At 39.3% G+C, this 21,665-nt stretch carries 19 protein-coding genes; 9 read left to right on the top strand and 10 right to left on the bottom strand.

From position 1 onward, the window contains the following. Positions 1 to 90 precede the first annotated feature (90 nt). The 3 genes from LV83_RS17290 to LV83_RS17280 are packed head-to-tail and all read right to left on the bottom strand — an operon-like array spanning position 91 to position 2,882. Positions 91 to 1,134, bottom strand: a complete 1,044-nt coding sequence (locus LV83_RS17290; RefSeq protein ID WP_111612809.1) for a VWA domain-containing protein — start codon at positions 1,132 to 1,134, stop codon at positions 91 to 93. Then, positions 1,115 to 2,011, bottom strand: coding sequence for a hypothetical protein (locus tag LV83_RS17285; RefSeq protein WP_245947086.1), 897 nt, complete (start codon positions 2,009 to 2,011; stop codon positions 1,115 to 1,117). The genes LV83_RS17290 and LV83_RS17285 overlap by 20 nt, the downstream gene beginning before the upstream one ends. Continuing rightward, positions 2,004 to 2,882: a DUF58 domain-containing protein gene (locus tag LV83_RS17280; protein WP_111612808.1), complete on the bottom strand. Its 879-nt coding sequence runs from the start codon at positions 2,880 to 2,882 to the stop codon at positions 2,004 to 2,006. The genes LV83_RS17285 and LV83_RS17280 overlap by 8 nt, the downstream gene beginning before the upstream one ends. Positions 2,883 to 3,066: 184 nt before the next feature. On the opposite strand from LV83_RS17280, the gene LV83_RS17275 reads away from it, so the two are divergent. Together LV83_RS17275 and LV83_RS17270 are read left to right on the top strand one after the other, a co-directional pair. Next, on the top strand, positions 3,067 to 3,339 hold the full coding sequence (locus tag LV83_RS17275) for a DUF4296 domain-containing protein (protein ID WP_317046698.1): 273 nt from the start codon (positions 3,067 to 3,069) through the stop codon (positions 3,337 to 3,339). Next, entirely contained in the window at positions 3,339 to 5,726 is a 2,388-nt protein-coding gene (locus tag LV83_RS17270; protein WP_111612806.1) for an endonuclease MutS2, read from the top strand. The genes LV83_RS17275 and LV83_RS17270 overlap by 1 nt, the downstream gene beginning before the upstream one ends. A 53-nt stretch (positions 5,727 to 5,779) precedes the next feature. Here the strand turns inward: LV83_RS17270 and LV83_RS17265 are convergent, their stop codons facing one another. The 6 genes from LV83_RS17265 to LV83_RS17240 all read right to left on the bottom strand — a co-directional run bounded on the left by LV83_RS17265 (position 5,780) and on the right by LV83_RS17240 (position 11,538). After that, positions 5,780 to 6,268 (bottom strand): hypothetical protein, encoded by a 489-nt coding sequence (locus tag LV83_RS17265; protein ID WP_245947085.1) that lies wholly within the window; start codon positions 6,266 to 6,268, stop codon positions 5,780 to 5,782. Positions 6,269 to 6,432: 164 nt separating this feature from the next. Further along, on the bottom strand, positions 6,433 to 7,053 hold the full coding sequence (locus tag LV83_RS17260; protein WP_111612805.1) for an ABC transporter ATP-binding protein: 621 nt from the start codon (positions 7,051 to 7,053) through the stop codon (positions 6,433 to 6,435). 2 nt (positions 7,054 to 7,055) lie between these two features. After that, positions 7,056 to 7,835, bottom strand: a complete 780-nt coding sequence (gene lpxA, locus LV83_RS17255) for an acyl-ACP--UDP-N-acetylglucosamine O-acyltransferase (RefSeq protein WP_111612804.1) — start codon at positions 7,833 to 7,835, stop codon at positions 7,056 to 7,058. After that, positions 7,832 to 9,226 (bottom strand): bifunctional UDP-3-O-[3-hydroxymyristoyl] N-acetylglucosamine deacetylase/3-hydroxyacyl-ACP dehydratase, encoded by a 1,395-nt coding sequence (locus LV83_RS17250; protein WP_111612803.1) that lies wholly within the window; start codon positions 9,224 to 9,226, stop codon positions 7,832 to 7,834. Before LV83_RS17250 ends, lpxA begins: the two co-directional genes overlap by 4 nt. Before the next feature lie 39 nt (positions 9,227 to 9,265). Next, positions 9,266 to 10,288, bottom strand: coding sequence for a UDP-3-O-(3-hydroxymyristoyl)glucosamine N-acyltransferase (lpxD, locus tag LV83_RS17245; protein WP_111612802.1), 1,023 nt, complete (start codon positions 10,286 to 10,288; stop codon positions 9,266 to 9,268). A 17-nt stretch (positions 10,289 to 10,305) separates the two neighbouring features. Next, the gene (locus LV83_RS17240; protein WP_111612830.1) at positions 10,306 to 11,538 is read right to left on the bottom strand and encodes an HD domain-containing protein; all 1,233 of its coding nucleotides are present in this window, start codon (positions 11,536 to 11,538) and stop codon (positions 10,306 to 10,308) included. A 59-nt stretch (positions 11,539 to 11,597) separates the two neighbouring features. Between LV83_RS17240 and porX the strand changes: the two genes are divergently transcribed. From porX to LV83_RS17225, 3 genes are read left to right on the top strand one after another with little or no spacing between them, the layout of a single operon-like run. Then, on the top strand, positions 11,598 to 13,154 hold the full coding sequence (gene porX, locus LV83_RS17235) for a T9SS response regulator signal transducer PorX (protein ID WP_111612829.1): 1,557 nt from the start codon (positions 11,598 to 11,600) through the stop codon (positions 13,152 to 13,154). Between the two features lie 8 nt (positions 13,155 to 13,162). Continuing rightward, positions 13,163 to 13,594, top strand: coding sequence for a tRNA (adenosine(37)-N6)-threonylcarbamoyltransferase complex ATPase subunit type 1 TsaE (gene tsaE, locus LV83_RS17230; RefSeq protein ID WP_111612801.1), 432 nt, complete (start codon positions 13,163 to 13,165; stop codon positions 13,592 to 13,594). Further along, the gene (locus LV83_RS17225; protein ID WP_111612800.1) at positions 13,584 to 14,795 is read left to right on the top strand and encodes an alanine dehydrogenase; all 1,212 of its coding nucleotides are present in this window, start codon (positions 13,584 to 13,586) and stop codon (positions 14,793 to 14,795) included. The genes tsaE and LV83_RS17225 overlap by 11 nt, the downstream gene beginning before the upstream one ends. Position 14,796: 1 nt before the next feature. On the opposite strand, the gene LV83_RS17220 is transcribed toward LV83_RS17225, so the two are convergent. Beyond that, entirely contained in the window at positions 14,797 to 15,270 is a 474-nt protein-coding gene (locus LV83_RS17220; RefSeq protein ID WP_111612799.1) for a response regulator, read from the bottom strand. Positions 15,271 to 15,464: 194 nt separating this feature from the next. Between LV83_RS17220 and LV83_RS17215 the strand changes: the two genes are divergently transcribed. Genes LV83_RS17215 through LV83_RS17200 form a run of 4 tightly spaced genes read left to right on the top strand, consistent with a single transcriptional unit; the run spans position 15,465 to position 21,598 of the window. After that, entirely contained in the window at positions 15,465 to 17,732 is a 2,268-nt protein-coding gene (locus LV83_RS17215; protein WP_111612798.1) for an Rv1355c family protein, read from the top strand. A 5-nt stretch (positions 17,733 to 17,737) separates the two neighbouring features. After that, positions 17,738 to 18,424, top strand: a complete 687-nt coding sequence (locus tag LV83_RS17210; RefSeq protein ID WP_111612797.1) for a hypothetical protein — start codon at positions 17,738 to 17,740, stop codon at positions 18,422 to 18,424. After that, the gene (locus LV83_RS17205) at positions 18,421 to 20,520 is read left to right on the top strand and encodes a sensor histidine kinase (protein WP_111612796.1); all 2,100 of its coding nucleotides are present in this window, start codon (positions 18,421 to 18,423) and stop codon (positions 20,518 to 20,520) included. Before LV83_RS17210 ends, LV83_RS17205 begins: the two co-directional genes overlap by 4 nt. Beyond that, positions 20,513 to 21,598: a hybrid sensor histidine kinase/response regulator gene (locus tag LV83_RS17200; RefSeq protein WP_111612795.1), complete on the top strand. Its 1,086-nt coding sequence runs from the start codon at positions 20,513 to 20,515 to the stop codon at positions 21,596 to 21,598. Before LV83_RS17205 ends, LV83_RS17200 begins: the two co-directional genes overlap by 8 nt. Positions 21,599 to 21,665: the final 67 nt, after the last annotated feature.

Here is a 21,665-nt window from a genome sequence, read left to right as displayed (position 1 = left end):
TCGTCTTTTTAGACTAGATGATAACTGAAGTCAAGTTTAATGACTAAAATCAGGTCACAAACTTTCTCCAACTCTTGCTCATTAAAGTAATTAATCGAGTAGGAAATTATTTAAGAAACTGCTTTTCAACCCAAGCCAAATAAAGAATAAAATCAAACCCCAAAATAGGTATATGCGATAGTAATCGGCTGTTTCCTTGTAGCGATTTTCTATCACTTCAGTCTTTTCTAAGGTGTCTATTCTATCAAAAATAGAAGCTAAGGTGCCTCCATCAGCAGCTCTGAAAAATTCTCCATTTCCTACTTTGGCTATTTCTCGAAGTGTGGATTCATCCAAATAGCTTTCCACCATCTGAGGTCTTCCGAAGAAATCTGTACCGTATGGAACAAGGCCATCTTTACCCATGGCGATCGTATAAAGCTTAATATCCAAAGCGGCAGCTAGGTTTGCTGCAAACAAAGGGTCCACATTTCCTGCGTTACTTTCACCGTCACTAAGCAGAATCATTACCTTAGAAGCAGACTCGGATTCCTTCATTCGATTGGTACCGGCTGCTAACGCTGAGCCAATTGCTGTTCCTTTTGCTTCCATCATGCTGAAGGAAATTTCTTGCACTAAATCTGTTAGTAGCTCATAGTCATTTGTTAGAGGAGCCAATGAATACGCCTCTCCAGCGAATACCACCATACCAATCCTATCGCCAACTCTGCCATTTATAAACTCAGTAGCAGTGGCTTTAGCCGCTTCAAGGCGATTTGGAGTGAAATCCTGTAAATCCATGGATTCCGAAATATCCAAAACCAGCATGATGTCTATGCCCTCCGTATATTGCTCTACCCGCTCATTGCTTCGTTGTGGCCGTGCCAAAGCAATTACAAGCATAATGAGGAAGAGATAGAAAAAGCCAGCAGGTATTAGGCGTAAATAAGTCCAAGGGTTGTTATTCGCGATGCGTTTTGGAAGTGAAAGCTCTAGAACTGGGTTTTTCAAGAACTTAACAAAAGTTCTAAAAAGGATGAATACTGGAATAATCCAGATCAAATTCAATAAAATCGGATTTTCCCATTCGAAACTTTTGAAGGTCTCAGGCAGAAACCAGGACCAGCTAAAGAATTCAGACAGCTGCTCTCTCATGCTTGATTTTGGTTTGTTTTTCCTGATATTTCTCTCTTGCCACTTCTAATAAATAGCTTGTTGCTTCTTCGCTTTCAGAAGATTCTCCGGCATAAATAATCAAATCTATTGCTCTGAGCGCTTTGAAAATCTCAAGATTATCCAATCGCTCACCGATTTCGCTGGAAGTCCACTCCTTAATAGGAAGATTGGTGATGCTCTCCATATATCCTTTCCAAAGACCAATTACCTCATCGGCAGATTCAATGGAAGGGTTTTTAGTGAGCAATGCCGTCTGGGTTTTCCATCTTTTTTCAAACTGCTCCCAACGTCTTTTCTCTCTTCTTTCTTTCCAATATTCTTGGAATTTATCTGCAAAAAGGAAGTAAATAATTCCAAGGAAAATCAGAATACCACCTAGAATAATACCTATAATAATCCAGTTGAAAGATTTTTCGAGGGATTGGTAAATGTTGTTTTGTTGGAAGACTAGCTGCTCAGGAATGCTGTCTAATGTTAGTTTAAGTTTCAGTTCTGCCTCCATTGGATAATGGACCACACTATCATACCTAGCAAGTTCATATACCGGCAAAGTCAGATAAGTACTCGGGTCTAACGAAAAGTTAGATACAAAATAAACTGTACTGTCTTGAGTAATGCTGTCCTGAGTAGAGGATATATAGGTCTTTTTTTCTAGAAGGACCATTGGAGAAAAATCGAAGGTAGAATCAGGAAAAATTATCTGGGTGGATTCTGGGTAAGTTGCCTTCAGTACATACCCCACTCGCTCACCAATCTTAGCAGAGTCTTGCATGAAATAGCCATCCACCTTGACTTGCTGCGCATTGCTCAGAAAAGGAAGGAGTAGAAATAAAAAGATTTTGAGCGTTTTAACCACGTTTCATACTTTTGTTTCGGTACTTAAATAGCTCCAGTAGAGGCCCAACTATATCTTGGGTGGTATCAATAGTTAGGTAGTTTATTTGGTTCTTTTTACAAATATCCTTCAAGTTCTCTCGCTCAGAAGTAAAGGTATTCGCTATTTTTTTAGAAAAGCTCCCAAAGGCAGTGTTCACCCATGTTGTTTTGCCCTTTTCTTTATCATAAACCGGTATAATACCCAAGGAAGGTAATGCCGACTCACGAGGGTCGGTTAATTGTATGGCCACTACATCATGTCGCTCAGCAAGGGCTCTGAATGGGCGCTCGTAACCGTCGTCGATGAAATCAGAAATAATTACAATTACAGCTCTTTTTTTAATAAGATTCAGGGCAAACATAAACATGGAGTTCAAATCTGTTTTCAAAGAATTGTTTTCATGGTCAAATATTCCTCGAATCATCTTTACGCCTTGCTTGCTTCCTTTTGAAGGGAGAATCAGTTTTTCCCGTTGATCTGAATAGCTGATCAACCCAACTTGGCTTCCATCAAAAACCGCAGCAAGTGTTAATACTCCCGCGATAACCTTTCCTTGATCGATTTTCTTATTGCCTGGCTGTCCGATATCCTGACTGCCGCTAATGTCTAACAGAAAGAAAACTGACTGTTCCTTGTCTTCGCGAAACGTTTTGACAAATGTCCCGTGCCCCTTTGCAGATACTTTCCACTCAATGGTACGAATGTCGTCTCCATACTGGTAAGGGCGGAGATCATCAAACTCCAATCCCGACCCTTTGAAAAGCGACTGATACTCTCCTTGCAGGTGATTATTGGCCACCTTTCGGATCATGATTTCGTATTTTCTGAGCTTGCTGAATAATTCGTTCATGAAGGATGATTTGAACGGCCTAAGTTATGCTTCTAAGCTGAATTATAAAATTTCAGTTACATGAAGGGTGGGGAGATTTTCCGTTAAAAAAACCTAATTTTGACCTGTGAAAAGATTTCTGATACTAAGTTTTTGCATCATTTCCCTTTTAAGTTGTAATTCTAGCAATAAACCAACTGGTCTGTTGCCCGAAGATAAGATGGTGGAAGTGTTGATAGATATTCATCTTACTGAGGGACTTACGAGTGCTATGCCAGTAGCATATGATTCGTCCAAAGTACTTTATAATTTGCTCGAAAAAGATGTTTTCATCAAACATCAGGTAAGTGATTCAGTTTTCACACAGAGCATGTTGTATTACCTCCGTGATCCTTCAGAAATGGAGCGAATTTATTCTCGCGTGGTAGATTCCCTTATGGTAAGAGAGTCTTCCGGCGGGACGATAGACCAATTCTAATGCTATACCCACGCAATCTCGAACAAAAAGTAAATTTTATCAAAGTCAAAGAACTCCTCAAAACGGAGTGTAGCTCTCCACTTGGAATGCAATACGTGGACCGTTTGACTTTCTCTTCAGATTTTAATTTGGTGACCAAATTGCTCGATCAAACAGAGGAATTCCGCCAGATTTTAATCTCAGGAGACCTTTTTCCCTCATCCAATTTCACCAATCTGAATCCTTATTTAGAGAAAGCCAAACTGGAGAATGCTTTCCTTGACGTGGAGGATTTTTATGAGATAAAACTTTCTCTGGATACACTCAGAGGCTGTATTTCCTTTTTTCAGAAAAGAGAAAATGAATATCCAGTGTTAAGCCAGCTGCTGGGATTACTGATGGATCTCGATATGAGTTTACTGAAAGCGATCGAGCTGATTATCGATGAGAAGGGCAAGATGAGAAGCAATGCCAGTCGGGAATTACAGCTTATCCGTACGCAGATCTTGTATGAAGAAGGCCGTCTGCGAAAGGTGATGGATCGGGTCTTCAAGGAAGCCAGAGCAAAAGGACTTACTACGGAAGATTCCGCTATTACGGTGCGTTCAGGTCGATTGGTGATTCCTATTGCTGCAGAAAATAAGCGTAAACTCAGAGGTTTCATCCACGATGAATCTGCGACGGGTCAAACGGTATTCATGGAGCCAGAAGAGGCTTTGGATATCAATAATGAGATTCGAGATTTGGAGTATATGGAACGCAGGGAGATTATCAAGATTCTCATTCAGCTGACTGATAAGATTCGGCCTGCTATTCCTGCCTTGAGGAAGGCGACAAATTTTCTTGGTCTAATGGATTTCATCCGAGCTAAAGCAAAATTTGCTCAAAAGACGGATAGCTGTAGACCGGAAATCACTAAGGAAAGACAATTAACTTGGAGGAAAGCGAGACACCCACTTTTGGAAATGGCGCTAAAGTCTCAGGGGAAAAATGTCGTTCCGCTTGACGTAAAACTCAGTGGGCATGAGCGTTTACTGGTTATCTCTGGTCCAAATGCCGGAGGAAAATCGGTGACCCTAAAAACCGTAGCACTGCTTCAGTACATGCTGCAGTGTGGAATATTGATTCCTGTTCACCCAGACTCCAAAAGTTCGCTATTTGATAATTTTTTTATCGATATAGGGGATGAGCAAAACTTGGAAAATGACCTCAGTACCTATAGCTCGCATTTGATGAGCATGAAGCATTTTTCGCTTTTCGCCAATAAGAAAACTATCCTTTTTATAGATGAATTCGGTACCGGCACCGAGCCTCAGTTTGGTGGATCAATAGCAGAATCCATTCTTTTGGCATTGAATAAGCTCGGGGCGTATGGCGTGATTACGACTCACTACGGTAATCTGAAACAAATTGCCAATAAGAATCAAGGAATGGTCAATGGTGCCATGCGCTATGACGTGGATAAATTGGAACCACTCTATCAACTGGAAATCGGCAAGCCCGGTTCTTCTTTCGCATTGGAGATTGCTTCCAAAATTGGTATACCTAAGGAAATATTGAAATATGCCAAAGAGCAGATTGGCGAGGAGCGCGTTCGTTATGATCGTTTGCTCACACAGGTTGAGAACGAGAAAAACCAATATTCCACTTTGCTGGCGGATGTGAAAGCAAAAGAACGTTTGTTGAAAACGCGTCTTCAGGAATACAATGAGCTGAAAGAGACAATGGAGACAACTAAAAAACGCTATCTCCAAGAAGCAAAGCAGGAAGCAAAGCAACTATTAGATCAAACAAATAAAAAGATCGAAGCCACTATACGCGAGATTAAAGAAGGCAAGGCGGAGAAAGAGGTCACAAAGTTGGTCAGGAAAGATCTGGAAGATTTCAAGGAAAAGGTCAAGCCTGAGAAGAATGTCATCAAGAGTCCTGAGATAAAAGTGCTGGGAGGGAAAATAGCTGTAGGAGATTGGGTTAGACTAAAAGATAATGGAGCGATAGCCGAGGTGCTTCAAGTGAAGGGAAATGAAATTGAAATTTCCATCGGTGAACTTAAATCGAAAGTGAAGCTTTCGAGATTAGAGAAAATATCACAAGGTGAAGTAAAAAAAGAAAAGAAGGCTGCTGCGTCGAGAAGTGGATATAATACCAACGAAAAGATGATGGATTATTCGCCTAATCTTGATTTGAGAGGAAAAAGAGGGGAAGAGATACTCTCAATGATTCAAACCTTCGTTGATGAAGGATTTATGCTTGGGTTGAAGGACCTCAGGATTGTCCATGGAAAAGGCAATGGGATTTTAAGAGATTTGACACGTAATTTCCTGAAAGATATGAGTCAAGTAAAACATATGGAGGATGAGCATGCAGACCGAGGCGGCGCTGGAGTCACACTGATTACGCTGAAATAAACTAAAATGGGGAGCAATATTGCTCCCCATTTTAGTTTATAGTCTGATTCAGGTTATTTCTTAAGCAGGTTGAAAGTGTAATTTCCTGCAACTGCTAAGACACCATTTATCCTTGCTCCCGGTGCTGGAATTGTAAAGGTGAGGGTTAAGTTGCTGTTGTTTTGCGTAAAAGAAATTTCCCTTCCGGCGACCGGCTTGATTCCGGAAAGCATAAACTTGTCGAAGTTTGTGCCTGCAAAACTCCAGGTTCCTGAGGCATCAAAAATGTCGTTGTTGTTTTTGGACGTGTAGGTTTTAGATGCTCCAGACTTTAGCACCAATTCAAAGCCTGAATATAGATTTGTGACTGCCGCACCATCACGAAAAACAGATCCACCGCCATCAATACCCCAAGTCTGAGTACCCGTTCCTGTCAAGGCTTCAACAGCTAGTTCTTCTGCTGTTTTAGCAGGAGGAGTAGGGTTTGGGTCGTCTCCACCGCAACTTTGAACTATGCACATGGCAAAAGCGAGGATGCAAAGTCTAATTATTGATGATTTCATATGATTATTTCTTAAAGGTAATTTGGCATCTGGCATATAATTCCTGAAATGATCAAGCAATTGAAACTTTCAACTGTTTGTCTGTTCCAATATGTTCGATTTGATATGCTGGATAGTTGTCAACCGTGAATTTAAAGATAGGAATTAAAGTTTAATGCTATTGTTTACTTATAATCTTCCAGTGCTATTTTTTGTTTGCAGAATTCGTACTCTCTAGGCTCGTTAGAACATATTATCAGCGTTCTACTGTGAGCATACTGATTTATCATTTCCTGATACCATTCTATTCCCTTACGGTCAAGGTTAGAAGTTGGTTCATCTAAAAGAATTAATGAAACATCTGAAAAAAGCGCCAGACCAAGTTTAAGTCTCTGTTTCATACCAGAGGAAAATTGACTGATTTGCTTCGACCTATGCTGAGTTAAGTAGAGCTTTTCTATGATTTCATCCAAAGAAATTGAATTCAGCGGCTTTTTAAATTTAAAGTGGAAGTTGAGCAATTCTACTAAACTGAATTCTTCTGGAACTTCCATGTAAGGAGCAGAGATAGCCAGATGGGTAAACCAATCAGTTTCTGAAATAGACTTTTCATTAAAGCAATAATCTATTTTTCCCGAAGTAATAGGGATTGCTCCACAAAGGCACTTCAGCAATGTAGATTTGCCGGATCCGTTACTCCCCGTAATAGCCAAGGAATTCCCTTGAGTCAATTCAAGGCTGAGATTCTTAAAAACCCATTCGTATTGGAAGCGTTTCGAAGCTTCTTCTAAGTGGATTTTTAGCATTATTAATTGATGTAGCCTTTCATTACACCTCGTTCGGAAGAGCGAATGAAATTGAGAATTTCATCTCTTTCTTTTGTTGCAGGCAGATTTACTTCGATTTCTTCCAATGCACGGCTATTATTCATACTATTCAAGAAAAGGTAGCGATAGACTTCCTGAATGTGGGAAATGGACTCACTGGAAAATCCTCTTCTTCGTAATCCAAGGGAATTTACGCCTGCATATGAAAGAGGCTCACGCGCAGCTTTAGTAAATGGAGGAACGTCTTTTCTAACTAAAGACCCGCCAGAAACCATGGCATGCATCCCAATTTTTACAAATTGATGAACTGCACTTGATCCACCCACAATCGCCCAATCGTCAATAGATACGTGACCGGCTATTTGTACCGAATTAGCGATGATCACATGACTTCCGATCACGCAATCATGAGCCACATGCACGTAAGCCATTAATAAACAATTGCTTCCTATTACTGTAGTTTGCTTTTCTACTGTTCCTCGGCTGATTGTAACACACTCCCGTATGGTCGTATTATCTCCGATCATTACCGTAGAGTCTTCACCTTGGAATTTCAAATCCTGAGGAATTCCGGCGATTACCGCGCCTGGAAAAACCTTACAATTTTTACCAATACTGGCTCCTGAAAAAATCGTTACGTTTGGTCCAATCCAAGTATTGTCTCCAATAGTGACATTCTCGCCAATCATCGTGAAAGGATCGATATGAACATTTTTTCCTATTGTTGCTTTTGGGTCGATATGTGCTAAAGGACTGATCATGATTCTTTTCTGGTTATGCTTGCTGTCATTACGGCCTCACATACTAGTGTATTTCCGACATAAGCTTCACCACGCATTTTTGCAATTCCTCTTCTTATCGGGGCCAAAAGTTCACATTTAAAAATGAGAGTATCACCAGGAAGAACCATTTTTCTAAACTTACAGTTTTCAATTCCCAGAAAATAGGTCCAGTAATTTTCTGGATCATCCACTGTACTCAATACTAAAATACCTCCTGTTTGGGCCATTGCCTCCACCTGCAATACGCCTGGCATCACTGGGTTAGCGGGGAAGTGCCCCATAAAGAAAGGTTCGTTGATCGTTACATTTTTTACTCCTGCCACCACCGTATTATCGAGATAGATGATTTTATCAAGTAGTTGGAAAGGATATCTATGCGGCAAAATGCTGCTGATCTGATTGATATCCATCACTGGCGGGAGCTTTGGATCATAATATGGGATGTGGGAGGAAGATGATTTTTCCATCGCACGCTTGATTTTTTTGGCAAAAGCTACATTAGCCGCGTGACCAGGTCTTGCAGCCATAATTTGCGCTTTCAATGGGCGGCCAACAAGAGCTAAATCCCCAACGACATCAAGTAATTTATGTCTTGCAGGTTCATTTCGGTAGCGAAGATCGACATTATTCAAAATGCCTTCTTTCTTCACCTCAACCTTTGGCTTATTGAACATCTTGGCCAAATTGACCAATTCTTTTTCTTCGACAATCCTATCCACCACAACGATGGCGTTATTCAAATCACCACCTTTGATAAGATTAGAATTGTAAAGCATTTCTAGCTCATGCAAAAAACAAAAAGTACGGCAAGAAGCTATTTCTGATCTGAATTGGCCAATATCCGTGATCGAAGCATGTTGGCTTCCTAGGACGGGTGAATTATAATCCACCATCACTGTCACGCGATAGTTGTCTGTTGGTAATGCCACCATTTCTACTTCGCGAGCAGTGTCCTTGTACTGTATACTCTCCTGGACTTCATAGAATCTCCTTAGTGCATTTTGCTCCTCAAGTCCCGCTTCTTCCAGTACTTCGATAAATTGGATAGATGAACCATCCATAATTGGAGGTTCAGGGCCATCCAATTGGATTAGCACATTGTCTATTTCCAAACCCACCAAAGCGGCTAATACATGTTCTACAGTATAAACCCGGGCTCCATTTTGCTCCAACGTAGTGCCTCTCGAAACATCTACCACCAAGTCGCAATCTGCGTCTACGGTTGGTCTGCCTTCCAGATCAATTCGCTGAAATTTATATCCGTGATTTGGAGGTGCAGGAAGAAATGTCATGTTTGAAATAACTCCAGTGTGTAGTCCCACTCCGGATATTTCCACCTGCTTTTTAATGGTGTGTTGTTTTACTTTCATCTGATTTTTGAACCGTTCAGCATGCTAAAGGCTGCAAATTTACTGCTTTTTTTCTAGTTCTCTTATGCGGTCCTCTATTGAGCCGAGCTTTTTGAAGATTGAATACGATTTCAGGAAATTCTTCATATCCATTGCCACGTACCCAAACAGCGTAGTTCCTGATTCTTTGATCGATTTACTTATGCCTGTATTAGCACCGATAGTGGTGTTGTCTGCGATTTTTATATGTCCTACAATTCCAACTTTTCCAGCGATTATGCAGTTTTTTCCTATTTCTGTTGAACCCGAAATGCCAGTTTGAGAAGCTATGACTGTATTTTCACCAACTATTACATTGTGTGCTATTTGCACCATATTGTCGATTTTTGCTCCCTTTTTGATCAAGGTAGATCCCATCGTTGCACAATCAATGGTGCTGTTTGCACCCACGCTCACATTGTCTTCTAGAATTACATTCCCTATCTGTGGAATGGTCTTGTAAGTTCCGTCTTCTTGGGGTGCAAAACCAAACCCATCTGAGCCAATCACGGCTCCAGGATGTATTTCGCAATTATTGCCAATAACTGTGTCAGCGCAGATTTTTGCGCCGGGATGAATAATGGTGTTATTGCCGATTTTCACTCGATCGCCAACATGTACATGACTGTGGATTTTGACTGAATCTCCGATTGAGCAGTTTTTGCCTATATAAGAAAAAGCGCCTCTATAGGCTTGTTGTCCGATGCTAGAACTGACATCCAAATAGGATGGTTCTTCAACTCCTACTTTGCTACTCTTCATGAGCATGGAGTAAGCTTCAAGGAGTTTAGTGAATCCGTTGTAAGCATCTTCAACGCGGATTAGATTGGTTTTTAGAGCCCTTGTCGGAGTGAAATCTTTGGAAACGATAACTGCTGTTGCCTCCGTTTCATAAATATATGGGGTGTACTTTTCATTAGCCAAAAAACTGATGCCTCCTTGCTGACCTTCTTGGATTTTATCCAATCGGGTTACTTTTTGGTTTTCATCGCCTTCTACTTTTCCTTGTAGTATTGCAGCAACTTGTCCGAGAGTAAATTCCATAAACAATATAAACGGAGTTAATAAGTTAAATTTAGGCTTTTGGCCTTACATACATAGTGTTTCTCTACGATTTTACTCATGACTTTGATATTTGGTAAGTCTGCGGCCTGTGCAACATCAATTACCTTTCCTTTTTTTGTCAAGATATTAATTCTATCCTTGGCCAAATACCCATAATTACTAACTGCGCCATGCGAAAAGAAATAAACCAAATCACCTTCAGGTATTTGAAGTTTGCTAATCGTTTTCTCCTTTAACTGTTCTATTTCCTCAGCAGAAAAAGGCTCATTGGTAAGGTTGATCTTAAAAAGGTTTCGAGTCAAAAACATCTGAGAAATATTTCTTAACACATAATCCGGATGGTTTTTCCAAAGCTTAATAGCTCCCCAAATATCCAAATCATCCATTTCGAGAAATAAGGTCAAAAGATCTGGTTTAGTTCGGAAATCAAGTAAAGTGGGATCATTCAATAAGAAGAAATCAAATTCCTCAGTGACGGTGAATCGATCTCCAGACTGCCGAAGGAATTTAGCTCTTTCAATAAGCTTGATCAACATTTTCTCTGCACTGACGGTGGTCTTGTGTAAATAAACCTGCCAATACATTAGGCGTCTAGCGCTCAAGAAATTTTCGATAGAATAAATCCCCTTTTCTTCGATCACCACCTGATCATTCTTTACGTCCATCATCTTGATGATGCGATCTGCTCCGATGGTTCCTTCTGATACGCCGGTAAAGAAGCAATCCCGCTGCAAGTAGTCAAGTCTATCTATATCCAACTGGCTGGAAACCAGTTGATGAAAGAATTTTCGCTCGTATTTATTCTTAAATATTCTTAAAGTAAGATCTAATTTTCCGCCAAACTCCTGATTTAAGAGTTCTATAATCAGAAGGGAAAGGTCTTCATGGGGTACGCCTTTCAGTAGACTATATTCCAAGGCATGTGAAAAAGGTCCATGTCCAATATCGTGCAAAAGAATAGCGATTAGTGCCGCTTCATATTCTTCATCTGTGATTTCAGTGCCTTTATTTCGTAGATTGTCTAGCGTAATGCTCATCAAGTGCATTGCCCCAATCGCATGATGAAATCGGGTATGAAGAGCGCCGGGATAGACAAAATCAGTCAGGCCCAGTTGTTTTATTCTCCGTAATCGTTGAAAATAAGGATGGTCAATAATCGTAAAAATCAACTCGCTAGGGATTGTTATAAATCCGTAAACGGGGTCGTTAAGTATCTTCTGGCTTTTCAAGGAGGCCTTTTTTGTTTGCCCCAAAAGTAATTATAATTTTAAAAGAAACTGAACCTGAAATGTCTCAAAAATTCAAGATACTCTGGGCCGATGATGAAATCGACTTGCTCAAACCTCATATTCTTTTTCTAGAACAGAAAGGATATGACATTACTACAGTGAATTCAGGCGTGGATGCTATCGAAGAGGTAGAATCCAAAAACTTTGATGTAATCTTCTTGGATGAAATGATGCCGGGAATGACAGGTCTCGAAACGCTGCAACAAATCAAACAAATGAAGCCTCAGGTGCCTGTGGTCATGATCACCAAAAGTGAGGAAGAGCATATCATGGATGATGCGATAGGGGGAAAAATCGCTGATTACCTGATCAAGCCGATCAATCCCAGCCAGATTTTACTTTCCGTTAAAAAGCTTCTCCAAAATAAGCAGTTGATAGACGAACGTACGACGCAAAGTTATCAGCAGGATTTCATGAATATTAGTATGGCTTTTGATGATGCAGATGATCATCAAGATTGGGCTGATATTTACCGTAAGTTGACATACTGGGAAATGCAGATCGATGATACGGAAAACAAAAACATGCTCCCTGTTCTAGAATCTCAGAAGATCGAAGCAAATGCAAATTTCTCCAAATTCATAAAAGAGAATTACCTGGATTGGATGGAGGAGAAAAATCCTATAAAACCGCTACTTTCCCATCAGGTGATGAAGAAAAAGGTTTTCCCACAGCTACAGGAGAAAAAACCGCTGTTTTTTATCGTGATAGACAATTTTCGATTAGACCAGTGGGAGGATATTGAGTCGATCATTGCGCCTTATTTTAATATTAAAGACAAGGATACTTATTATAGTATTCTCCCAACTACGACGGCTTTTGCGAGAAATGCTCTCTTCAGCGGCATGATGCCCATGGATATGGCGAGGTTCTATCCGCAGTTTTGGGAAGATGAGGATTCTGATGAAGGGAAAAATAACTTCGAAGACGAGTGGCTGAAGATCAACTTGGAGAAGAACCGACTTTCGATTAAATCCAGTTATAACAAAATTATTCAGGCTCATCAAGGAAAAGCAGTATTGGAGCAATTCCATACCTTTCTTCAAAATGATCTCAATGTCTTGGTCTATAACTTTGTGGATATGGTTTCTCACGCTAGAACAGACATGAAAATGATACGAGAGCTGGCTCCGGATGAGTCCGCCTACAGGTCATTGACTACAAGTTGGTTTGAGCACTCCTCCTTGTTTGAACTACTGAAAAAGATCCATGATGCAGGTGCAGAGGTTATTATTACCACAGATCATGGCACAAAAAGAGTAAATAAACCCTATCGAATCATAGGGGATAAAAATGTTACTACGAATTTGAGATATAAGCAAGGTAAGAACTTAAACTTTGAGCAAGGAAAGGTCTTTGAGATCAAAAAACCTGAAGACGCGAAATTGCCAAGATTAAATGTGTCTTCTACCTATGTTTTTGCCGTTGAAGATTATTTCTTTGCATACCCCAATAATTACAATTATTATGTGAACTTCTATAAGGATACCTTTCAGCATGGAGGTGTATCTTTGGAGGAAATGATCATTCCGATCGTTCATTTGTCACCTAAATAATCAAACATTTGACCCAGTTCACCTACGAACTAGATGAGATAGATAAGGCTGTACAGGCTATACTAGCGGTAGCTTCGGAAGAAAAGGTATGGGTGTTTCAGGGCGATATGGGAGCGGGAAAGACTACGCTCATAAAAGCGCTGTCCCGAGCTTTTTCTATTACTGATCAAGTTAGCAGCCCTACATTTGGCATCGTCAATCACTATGAGAACCCAAGTGGTACTATTTTTTATCACTTTGATTTTTATAGAATGGATGATCCAACTGAAGCCTTGGATATCGGAATAGAAGAGTATTTTTATAGTGGAAATTATTGTTGGTTGGAATGGGCTGAAAAAATAGCTGCATTTTTGCCTGAGAATTTTCTATTAGTTCGGATTCAAAATGATTCCGCTACCAAAAGAACCCTGAACCTACAACACGTCGAGAATGCCAACTGAATTAGACCAACTCACCGCTGTGGGACTGATCCCAAAAGAATCCCCCGCGAAAGTGAGAAATAGAGACAACTCTTTGGTAATTGGACTACCAAGGGAAGTGTCTACTCAAGAGAAGCGGATAGTAATTACACCTGAATCTGTAGGTTTGCTTTCAAACAATGGGATTAGCGTGGTAGTGGAGGCAGGTGCAGGCATGCAGTCCAAATTTTCAGATCAGGATTTTTCTGATGCTGGAGCGAAAGTTACCAATTCTAAAAAGGAGGTCTTTGAGTCCCAAGTAGTGCTTAAAATTGATCCGCCTACAGAAGAGGAGTTGAGCTACATGACTACAGGAAGCTGTTTGATGTCCGCACTCCAACTTGAGCGTCAAAGTCAGGAGTTTATTCAGACACTAAATCAAAAGAAAATCACAGCTGTAGCATTTGAATACCTGGAGGATAAGGTAGGAGGCATGCCAGTTGTTCGTGCGATGTCAGAGATAGCTGGAAGCACGGTAATGCTGATTGCTTCTGAGTATCTTTCTAGTGAGAATGATGGGAAAGGGTTGATTATGGGTGGAGTGACAGGTGTGCCGCCTACTCAAGTCGTGATTATCGGAGCAGGTACGGTGGCAGAATATGCCGCTAGAACGGCACTAGGTTTAGGCGCAAATATTAAAGTCTTTGATAACCATATTTACAAGCTGCGGAGATTAAAGCAGCTTCTTGGCCAGCAGATATATACGTCCACCATTGATAATTTTAGCCTTAATCAGGCACTTTCAGAAGCAGATGTGGTCATAGGGGCGCTTCGTGCAGAGAAGGGGAGAAATAAAATAGTGGTCTCTGAGGAAATGGTGGCCAATATGATGCATGGAAGTATCATTATTGATGTTGCGATTGATCAAGGGGGTTGTATTGAGACAGGAAGGATGACCTCGCATGATGAGCCTGTATATCAAGTTCATGATATTATCCATTATTGCGTACCAAATATTGCTTCTCGAGTTGCCAGAACAGCCTCATACTCTTTGAGTAATATATTTACACCAATAATTCTTCAAATGGCAGACCTTGGAGGTGCCGAAGAAATGATATTCAATTATAAATGGTTTTTGAGAGGCGTATATACTTACAGAGGAAGTCTTACTAATGCCTATCTAGGAAGGAAATTTGGGATGAGCCACAAAGAGTTACAATTATTGTTGGCGGCTAGATATTAAATTAGGATAGTAGATTCTGTCGTAAAATAAATTCCAATTGATCATTGGCCTTAATTAGTGCTTTGGTCAATTTTTCATTTTCTCTACGAAGCTGATAAATTTCAAACGCATTTTTGATTACAGTTCTTAAGTAATCTTCTTCCCAAGGTTTTGTCAGGTAGTGATATACTTGTCCTTTGTTGATCGCATCAATTACAGCTTGGATATCAGTATAGCCAGTCAGTAATATTCTTATTGGGTTCGGATAAATTGGAATAATTGATTCTAAAAATTCCACACCAGTTTCGCCAGGCATTCTCTGATCCGTGATAATTATGTCAACTTCCTGCTTAGAAAGCACCTCTCGGGCTACTGTAGCGTCGATTGCGAGAAAAATTTGGTAATCTCTTCTAAAAGTAGCCTTGAATGCCTGAAGGTTATTTTCTTCATCATCGACATAGAGTATTTTTATTTTTTCTTGAGGCGTAGTTTCCATTTAACAAATTTGTCTAAAACAATCGATACGTTACGATCAAACAGTATTTTTTTATAAAAGTAACTATTGAAAACTATTTTCTAGAACTTTTTGAATACTAATATAAAAAGATACACTATAAAGGGTATTAAAAAATTGGACTTATAGTTGAAAAAATTAACTTTACTTCAATTTGTCACCCCCGATAATACGAAATGTTTAGCAGTACACAGTTTCATCTTGATGATCAGGTTTTTCCCTCAATCTTTAAGCCTTCAGATTTTTCGGATTCTTCCATTTTTAATGAATTGTATCATAATTCTGAAGTCAGCTTACTTGACAAGCTAGATGACCAAGTAGCTGAATTGGTAAAAGTGGACAATCCAACATTGTCCTTCACCAAAGAAGAGTTGTCTACACGTGTTTCTCATTTTTTTGTTGAACATGATAGAAGCAACTATGGTAATTGGGTTTACTTTCCTTGGAAGAAAGTATTGGTTAGGTTACTTCCTGAAGAGGATTTTATTCGAGTTAGGACCGCGAGAAATAATTACAAAATTACCCCGCAAGAACAGCAAGAGCTAAGGAAGAAGAAAGTTGGAATCATTGGACTTTCAGTAGGGCAAAGTATAGCATTTGCGATAGCTTTGGAACGAGGATGTGGCGAATTAAGATTGGCAGATTTTGACACCTTGGAGCTGAGTAATCTTAATCGGATCAAGGCTGGTGTGGTTGATTTGGGAGTAGAGAAGGTTATTTTGGCTGCAAGAGAGATTTTTGAAATAGACCCTTATCTGAAAGTCACTTTGTACAGAAAAGGGGTAAACGAAGATAATATTGATGATTTCCTGTCAGATGGTGGGGATTTGGACTTACTGATAGATGAGTGCGATAGCCTCGATGTGAAAGTGCTGGCAAGAGAAAGAGCCAAGGCAAAAAAGATTCCGGTGCTAATGGAGACTTCAGACCGCGGCATGTTGGATGTTGAGAGATTTGATAGAGAGCCTTCCCGAGAAATTTTTCATGGCCTATTAGGGGATTTTAATTTTTCAGATCTAAAAAATTTAACAAGCCAACAAAAGGTTCCTGTGGGCTTAAAGATTATAGGTTTAAGCACTATTTCGACACGAATGAAGGTTTCTTTGTTGGAACTAAGTCAGTCAATTTCATCATGGCCACAATTGGCTTCTGCAGTTTATTTAGGAGGAGCTACTGTAGCGAATGCATCTAGAAAATTATTGTTGGGAGAAAATGTAGAATCAGGCAGATACTATGTTGATTTGGATGGATTAGTATTGAGCAAAGGCGAAAAGCAAGCTCCAGATACTATCAAAATTCCCTATTCAGACTATGATTTTATAGACTTTTTGCCTAAAACTAGTTACGTTTCTAACTATAAAATCTCTAAGCAGGATTTAATCTATTTAATAGGAAAGGCTAATACCGCACCATCAGGAGGGAATAGTCAGCCATGGAAGTGGATATACGATCAACATGGGGTGCTCCACCTGCTTCATGACAAATCTAAAAGTGAATCTTTACTTGATTATCTAGGCACTGGCTCATTATTGGCATTTGGCGCAGCATTGCAGAATTTTGAACTAGTGGCTTCCTCGATGGGTATTGCACTTACCATTCACGAGCATATTCAAAATTTTGGAGAGGAGCTAATTGCCTCCATAGAGTTTGATTCAAAATCAAACGAACCAGTAAATGTCCCTAATGGAGATTTAGTAGACGGTATTGATATGCGATGTACCAATCGTAAAAATGCCGATAGAGTGCTTTTAGAAAAGGAGAAGCTTGAAGAGTTCCAAACAATTGCTTCATCAGATGGGGTAAACTTAGAAATCATTGACGATCTTGAGCGACTAAGAGCACTGACGCCAATTGTAGGGGGAATGGATCGTCTAAGATTGCTACATGACCAAGGGTATGAAGATTTCGTGAGTGAAATAAGATGGTCAGAAGAAGAAGCTTTAGCTACAAAAGACGGTATTGATATCGCCACCCTTGAGATGGGAAAATCAGAGCGAGCGGCGGTAGGATTAGTACGTGATCCAGGAACCATTGAGTTTTTTAGAAAAAATGATTTGGGGTATGGATTGACGAAAATTTCTGATCAAACTATACTTTCTGCATCTGCAGTCTTAATGTTTACTGCCGATAAATATACGCCGGGTGCCTTTTTGAAAGCAGGGGCAGCCATCCAACGAGTTTGGATAAAAGCTAATTTATCCGGCTATAGTTTTCAGCCTATTTCAGCTTCTCTTTTTGTTTTTCATAGAGTATTGAGGGAAACTGTAACAGGATTTACAGAGAATGAGAAGAGGATGATTCTACAGTTTAAAAATGATCTTAACCAAATTTTTAATAAAAACTTAAGCAATCAAGAGGTATTTATGGTAAGGATTAATAAAGCGAGCGAGCCTTCAATGAGAGCATTTAGAAGAGATGTTTCAGCTAGTTTGATTTTCTTGTAATCCTGATGTTCAAATTAATCGCATTTAGAGCAATAAATGACCCTGAGCGGTGCCAGAAGTTCATAGAAGGACATCGACAGGTACTGGAAAGCATAGGTGTTAAGAAAGTGACTTCTGCCAACAATAGTTGGATAAATAATCCCGACGTCATTGTAGTAATCGTGGAGTCAGATGAAGATGGATTGATCTACGGGGGAGCGAGAATCCACCGGGCAAATAAAGATTACCCGCTACCAATGGTTGAGGCAATTGAGGAGTTGGATAGCAGTATCAAAGATGTGATCGAAAAGGATATTGATGCAGGCACTGGTGAAATTTGTGGTATGTGGAATTCAAGGAAAATCACTGGTCTTGGAATAGGCGCAATTTTTATGTCTAAAGCGTGCTTAGCACTCACTCCAAAGCTTAACCTTACTTCTTTGTATGCATTATTCGCTCCGGTGACCGTTAAACTTGGTTTAGAAATGGGCTATGAGATTTTGACGCAGGTTGGGAATAATGGGACATTTTACTATCCAAAATTAGATTTGATCGCTACAGCTATGAAAATGTATGATTCTGAAAATTTACCTATGACTACTCAAGAACATCGAGATTCCATTTTTAAAATCAGGGATAACGATACCTTAGAGATAGAGGAAAATTATAGAGGGAGAGAGATTAAATTGACTTATACATCGTATGTGCAATGATAAAATATATATATATATTTTTAGCGTTGGTATTACTGTCATCTTGTGGCGAAAAGTCTAAGAATCAATTTGAATTTATAGGCTGGACTGCTGAATCTCAAGAGATTCACGATATAGAGGATTTTATTGCTATACCAAATTCCAACCTCCAGAATTCCGATGGTGAATTCTTATCCCTTGGCTATTCAGACTCTAGTTTTTGGATACGAATAGTGCTTACAGAAGCACAAAAGAACTCCGATAACCTTATTCTCTCACTAAGCAATCCTATGCTAAATGAGATTGAGGTTTACAATGCTGATGGAGTACTACTGAAAAAAATGGGAAGGGTTAATGTAGTTGATGAGGACTTCAACTCACTGTTTAATTTTGCAGATATCTCAGGCGATAATTCCTTGACTTACAACCTGATGGTTAGGAGTTTTGGTAATGTAAATGTCCCAATATCCTTGCTTAGTGATAAAAAAGAGTATTTGACTTTAGATGAACGGAACCTTGTTTTTGGAATCTACTTCGGAATTGTGTTGGCTATGTTCTTTTACAATCTCTTTTTGTGGGTTTCTACAAAGGATAGCTTATATGGTTTATATATCACCTACATATTTTTTGTTGGTGTTACCCAAGGGATTTTAGGTGGGTATGTCGATGCATTATTATGGCCAAATAGTGTTTTTCTAAAAGAATACGGATTTTATGTCAGTACTGCACTTGTCAATATTGTTGGGATATTTTATTCCTTGAGTTTTCTCAAAATTAAAGTCTTTAACAAGAACTTTTATAAAATTGGAGTTAGTATAATTGTTGTTTATGTATTCATTTTATTAACCTTTTTATTTGACTTTGGCATTGGTCAATTGAAGTTCAGATTTTTACAGGTCTTCTTGGGTATTGTGCCTTTTTACTTGCTATTTATTTCATCTTACAGCCTTTCCAGAGGATATAGACCCGCAAAGTTCTTTTTAATTTCCTGGTCCTTATTGATCTGCAGTATGATCATATTTTTACTGGGAGATTTAAATATTTTACCAAATAGTTTCTTCACTAGTTATGTGTTCACCTTTGGTTCTGTATTCGAAGCGCTTTTACTGTCATTTGCTCTGGCCGACAAAATAAATATTCTAAAGAAAGAAAAGGAAAAAGAACAAGCCGAACGTCTAATCGTCCTAGCTGAAAATGAACAATTAGTTCGTGAGCAGAATTCTATGCTAGAAGAAAAAGTCAAAATTAGAACAGACGAACTCGAGCAGGCACTTCGAAACTTACAAAACACCCAGAGCCAGCTAGTGAATCAAGAAAAAATGGCTTCTCTTGGCCAGTTAACTGCGGGTATTGCACATGAAATAAACAACCCGATCAACTTTGTTAGTTCTAATATTATGCCGCTCAAGCGGGATATTAAGGATATTATGGAAGTGATTGAGTTTTATAGAACTACCGGAGCTAAGGAATTTACTCCAGAATCGCAGAAAGAAGCCAAGCAGCTCGAAGAAGATCTTGAATTGGAATACGTGCTCGATGAAGTTGACCAATTGCTCAAAGGTATGGATGATGGGGCAAAGAGAACTGTGGAAATTGTAAAAGGTCTCCGGTTGTTCTCTCGTGTGGATGAGCAGGATATGAAAAAGGTGGATGTGCATGACGGGATAAACAGTACAATTATCCTGTTAAATAGCACCATGCCAACCAAAATCCGCATTGTTCGTGACTTCGGTGAGCTGCCTTTGGTTGAGTGTCTCGCTGGTAAAATCAACCAGGTTTTTATGAATATTATCAACAATGCTGTTCATGCCCTAGCTGACCATGTAGACACTATTGCTGATCCAATAATTGAACTTCGAACCAGGTCATTGGGAGATTTTGTGAGTATTGAAATTTCAGATAATGGGCCAGGTATGCCTGATCATGTAAAGCAACGAATATTTGAACCTTTCTTTACTACAAAGGCAGTTGGTAAGGGTACGGGTTTGGGGCTTTCAATTGTTTACTCTATTATTGAAAATCACAAAGGAACGCTGGAAGTAATTACGGAAGAGGGCCAGGGGACTACATTTAAAATAACACTTCCTATTTACCAAAGCTCTCAACGCTATGAATGATAAAATCCATGTCCTTTATATAGACGATGAAGACAACAACCTAAAGTCTTTCAGGGCTACTTTAAGAAAGGACTTTAAAATTTTTACAGCTATAGATGCTGATGAGGGTTTAAAAATCGCCGCGGAGGAAGAAGTCCATGTAGTAATTGCCGATCAAAGAATGCCAGGAATGACTGGTACCGAATTCTTTGAGGAGTTGGTGAAGTTTAATCCTGATCCCATCAGGATACTGCTTACTGGCTATTCTGACATCGCCTCAGTTATTGATGCTATTAATAAAGGCGAAGTGTATCGATTTATTGATAAGCCTTGGAATATTGAGCAAATAAAAAACTCTATTAAAAACGCTGCGGATATTTACTTTATGCGTCGAGAGCTCAAAGACAAAAATCTAAAGCTCAAAAAGCTTCATTCTGAGATGAATCAGTTTGTTTACAGCTTGTCACATGAATTAAGAGGACCATTAATGAGCATTTCAGGTGTTTCCAAATTGGCTAAAATGGAGCTTAAGGACCCGGCCGCTATGGAATATTTTGATATGATAGATAGTGCAACTGGTAAGTTGGACGATTATATCTACAAAATGCTTGACTTCTATAGATCAACTAAGATTGATAATAAAATCTCTGAAATCAATTTCAAAGAAGTTGTTGAGCAACAGCTTGTTGCGTATAAAGCGAAGTTTATTATTGACCACATTCAGCTTGATATCCAAATTAATCAGCCTAGTCTTTTCTATTCAGATGACTCGAAAATCAGAGTTATACTGAATAACCTATTTAGCAATTCGGTTCAATTCCAGAAAGGAGATCAAACTGATAATAAGATAAATTTGAATATTGAAGTCGATGAAAAATTTGCAACTATCACTCTTTCAGATAATGGTATTGGCATAGAAGAAAAGCATCACCTCGATGTTTTCAATTTATTTTCCCGAGCAACACAAAAGAATGTAGGAACCGGTTTAGGTCTATATATGGTAAAAGAAGCAGTAGAGCAAATGGGCGGGAAAGTAGATCTGTATTCGGTATTTGGAGAAGGCAGTACATTCAAAGTCGTTTTGCCAAGCATGAAATAGTAGGTGATTTCTGGTCATTTACGAGCTAAACTGTATCTTTGCCTGAGCTCTTAAAAAGCTCGACTTT

The sequence above is a fragment of the Algoriphagus yeomjeoni genome, assembly GCF_003259505.1.
Classification (GTDB): domain Bacteria; phylum Bacteroidota; class Bacteroidia; order Cytophagales; family Cyclobacteriaceae; genus Algoriphagus; species Algoriphagus yeomjeoni.
The sequence above is the reverse complement of the archived record's forward strand: the minus strand, read 5'-3'. Positions and strand labels throughout refer to the sequence as shown.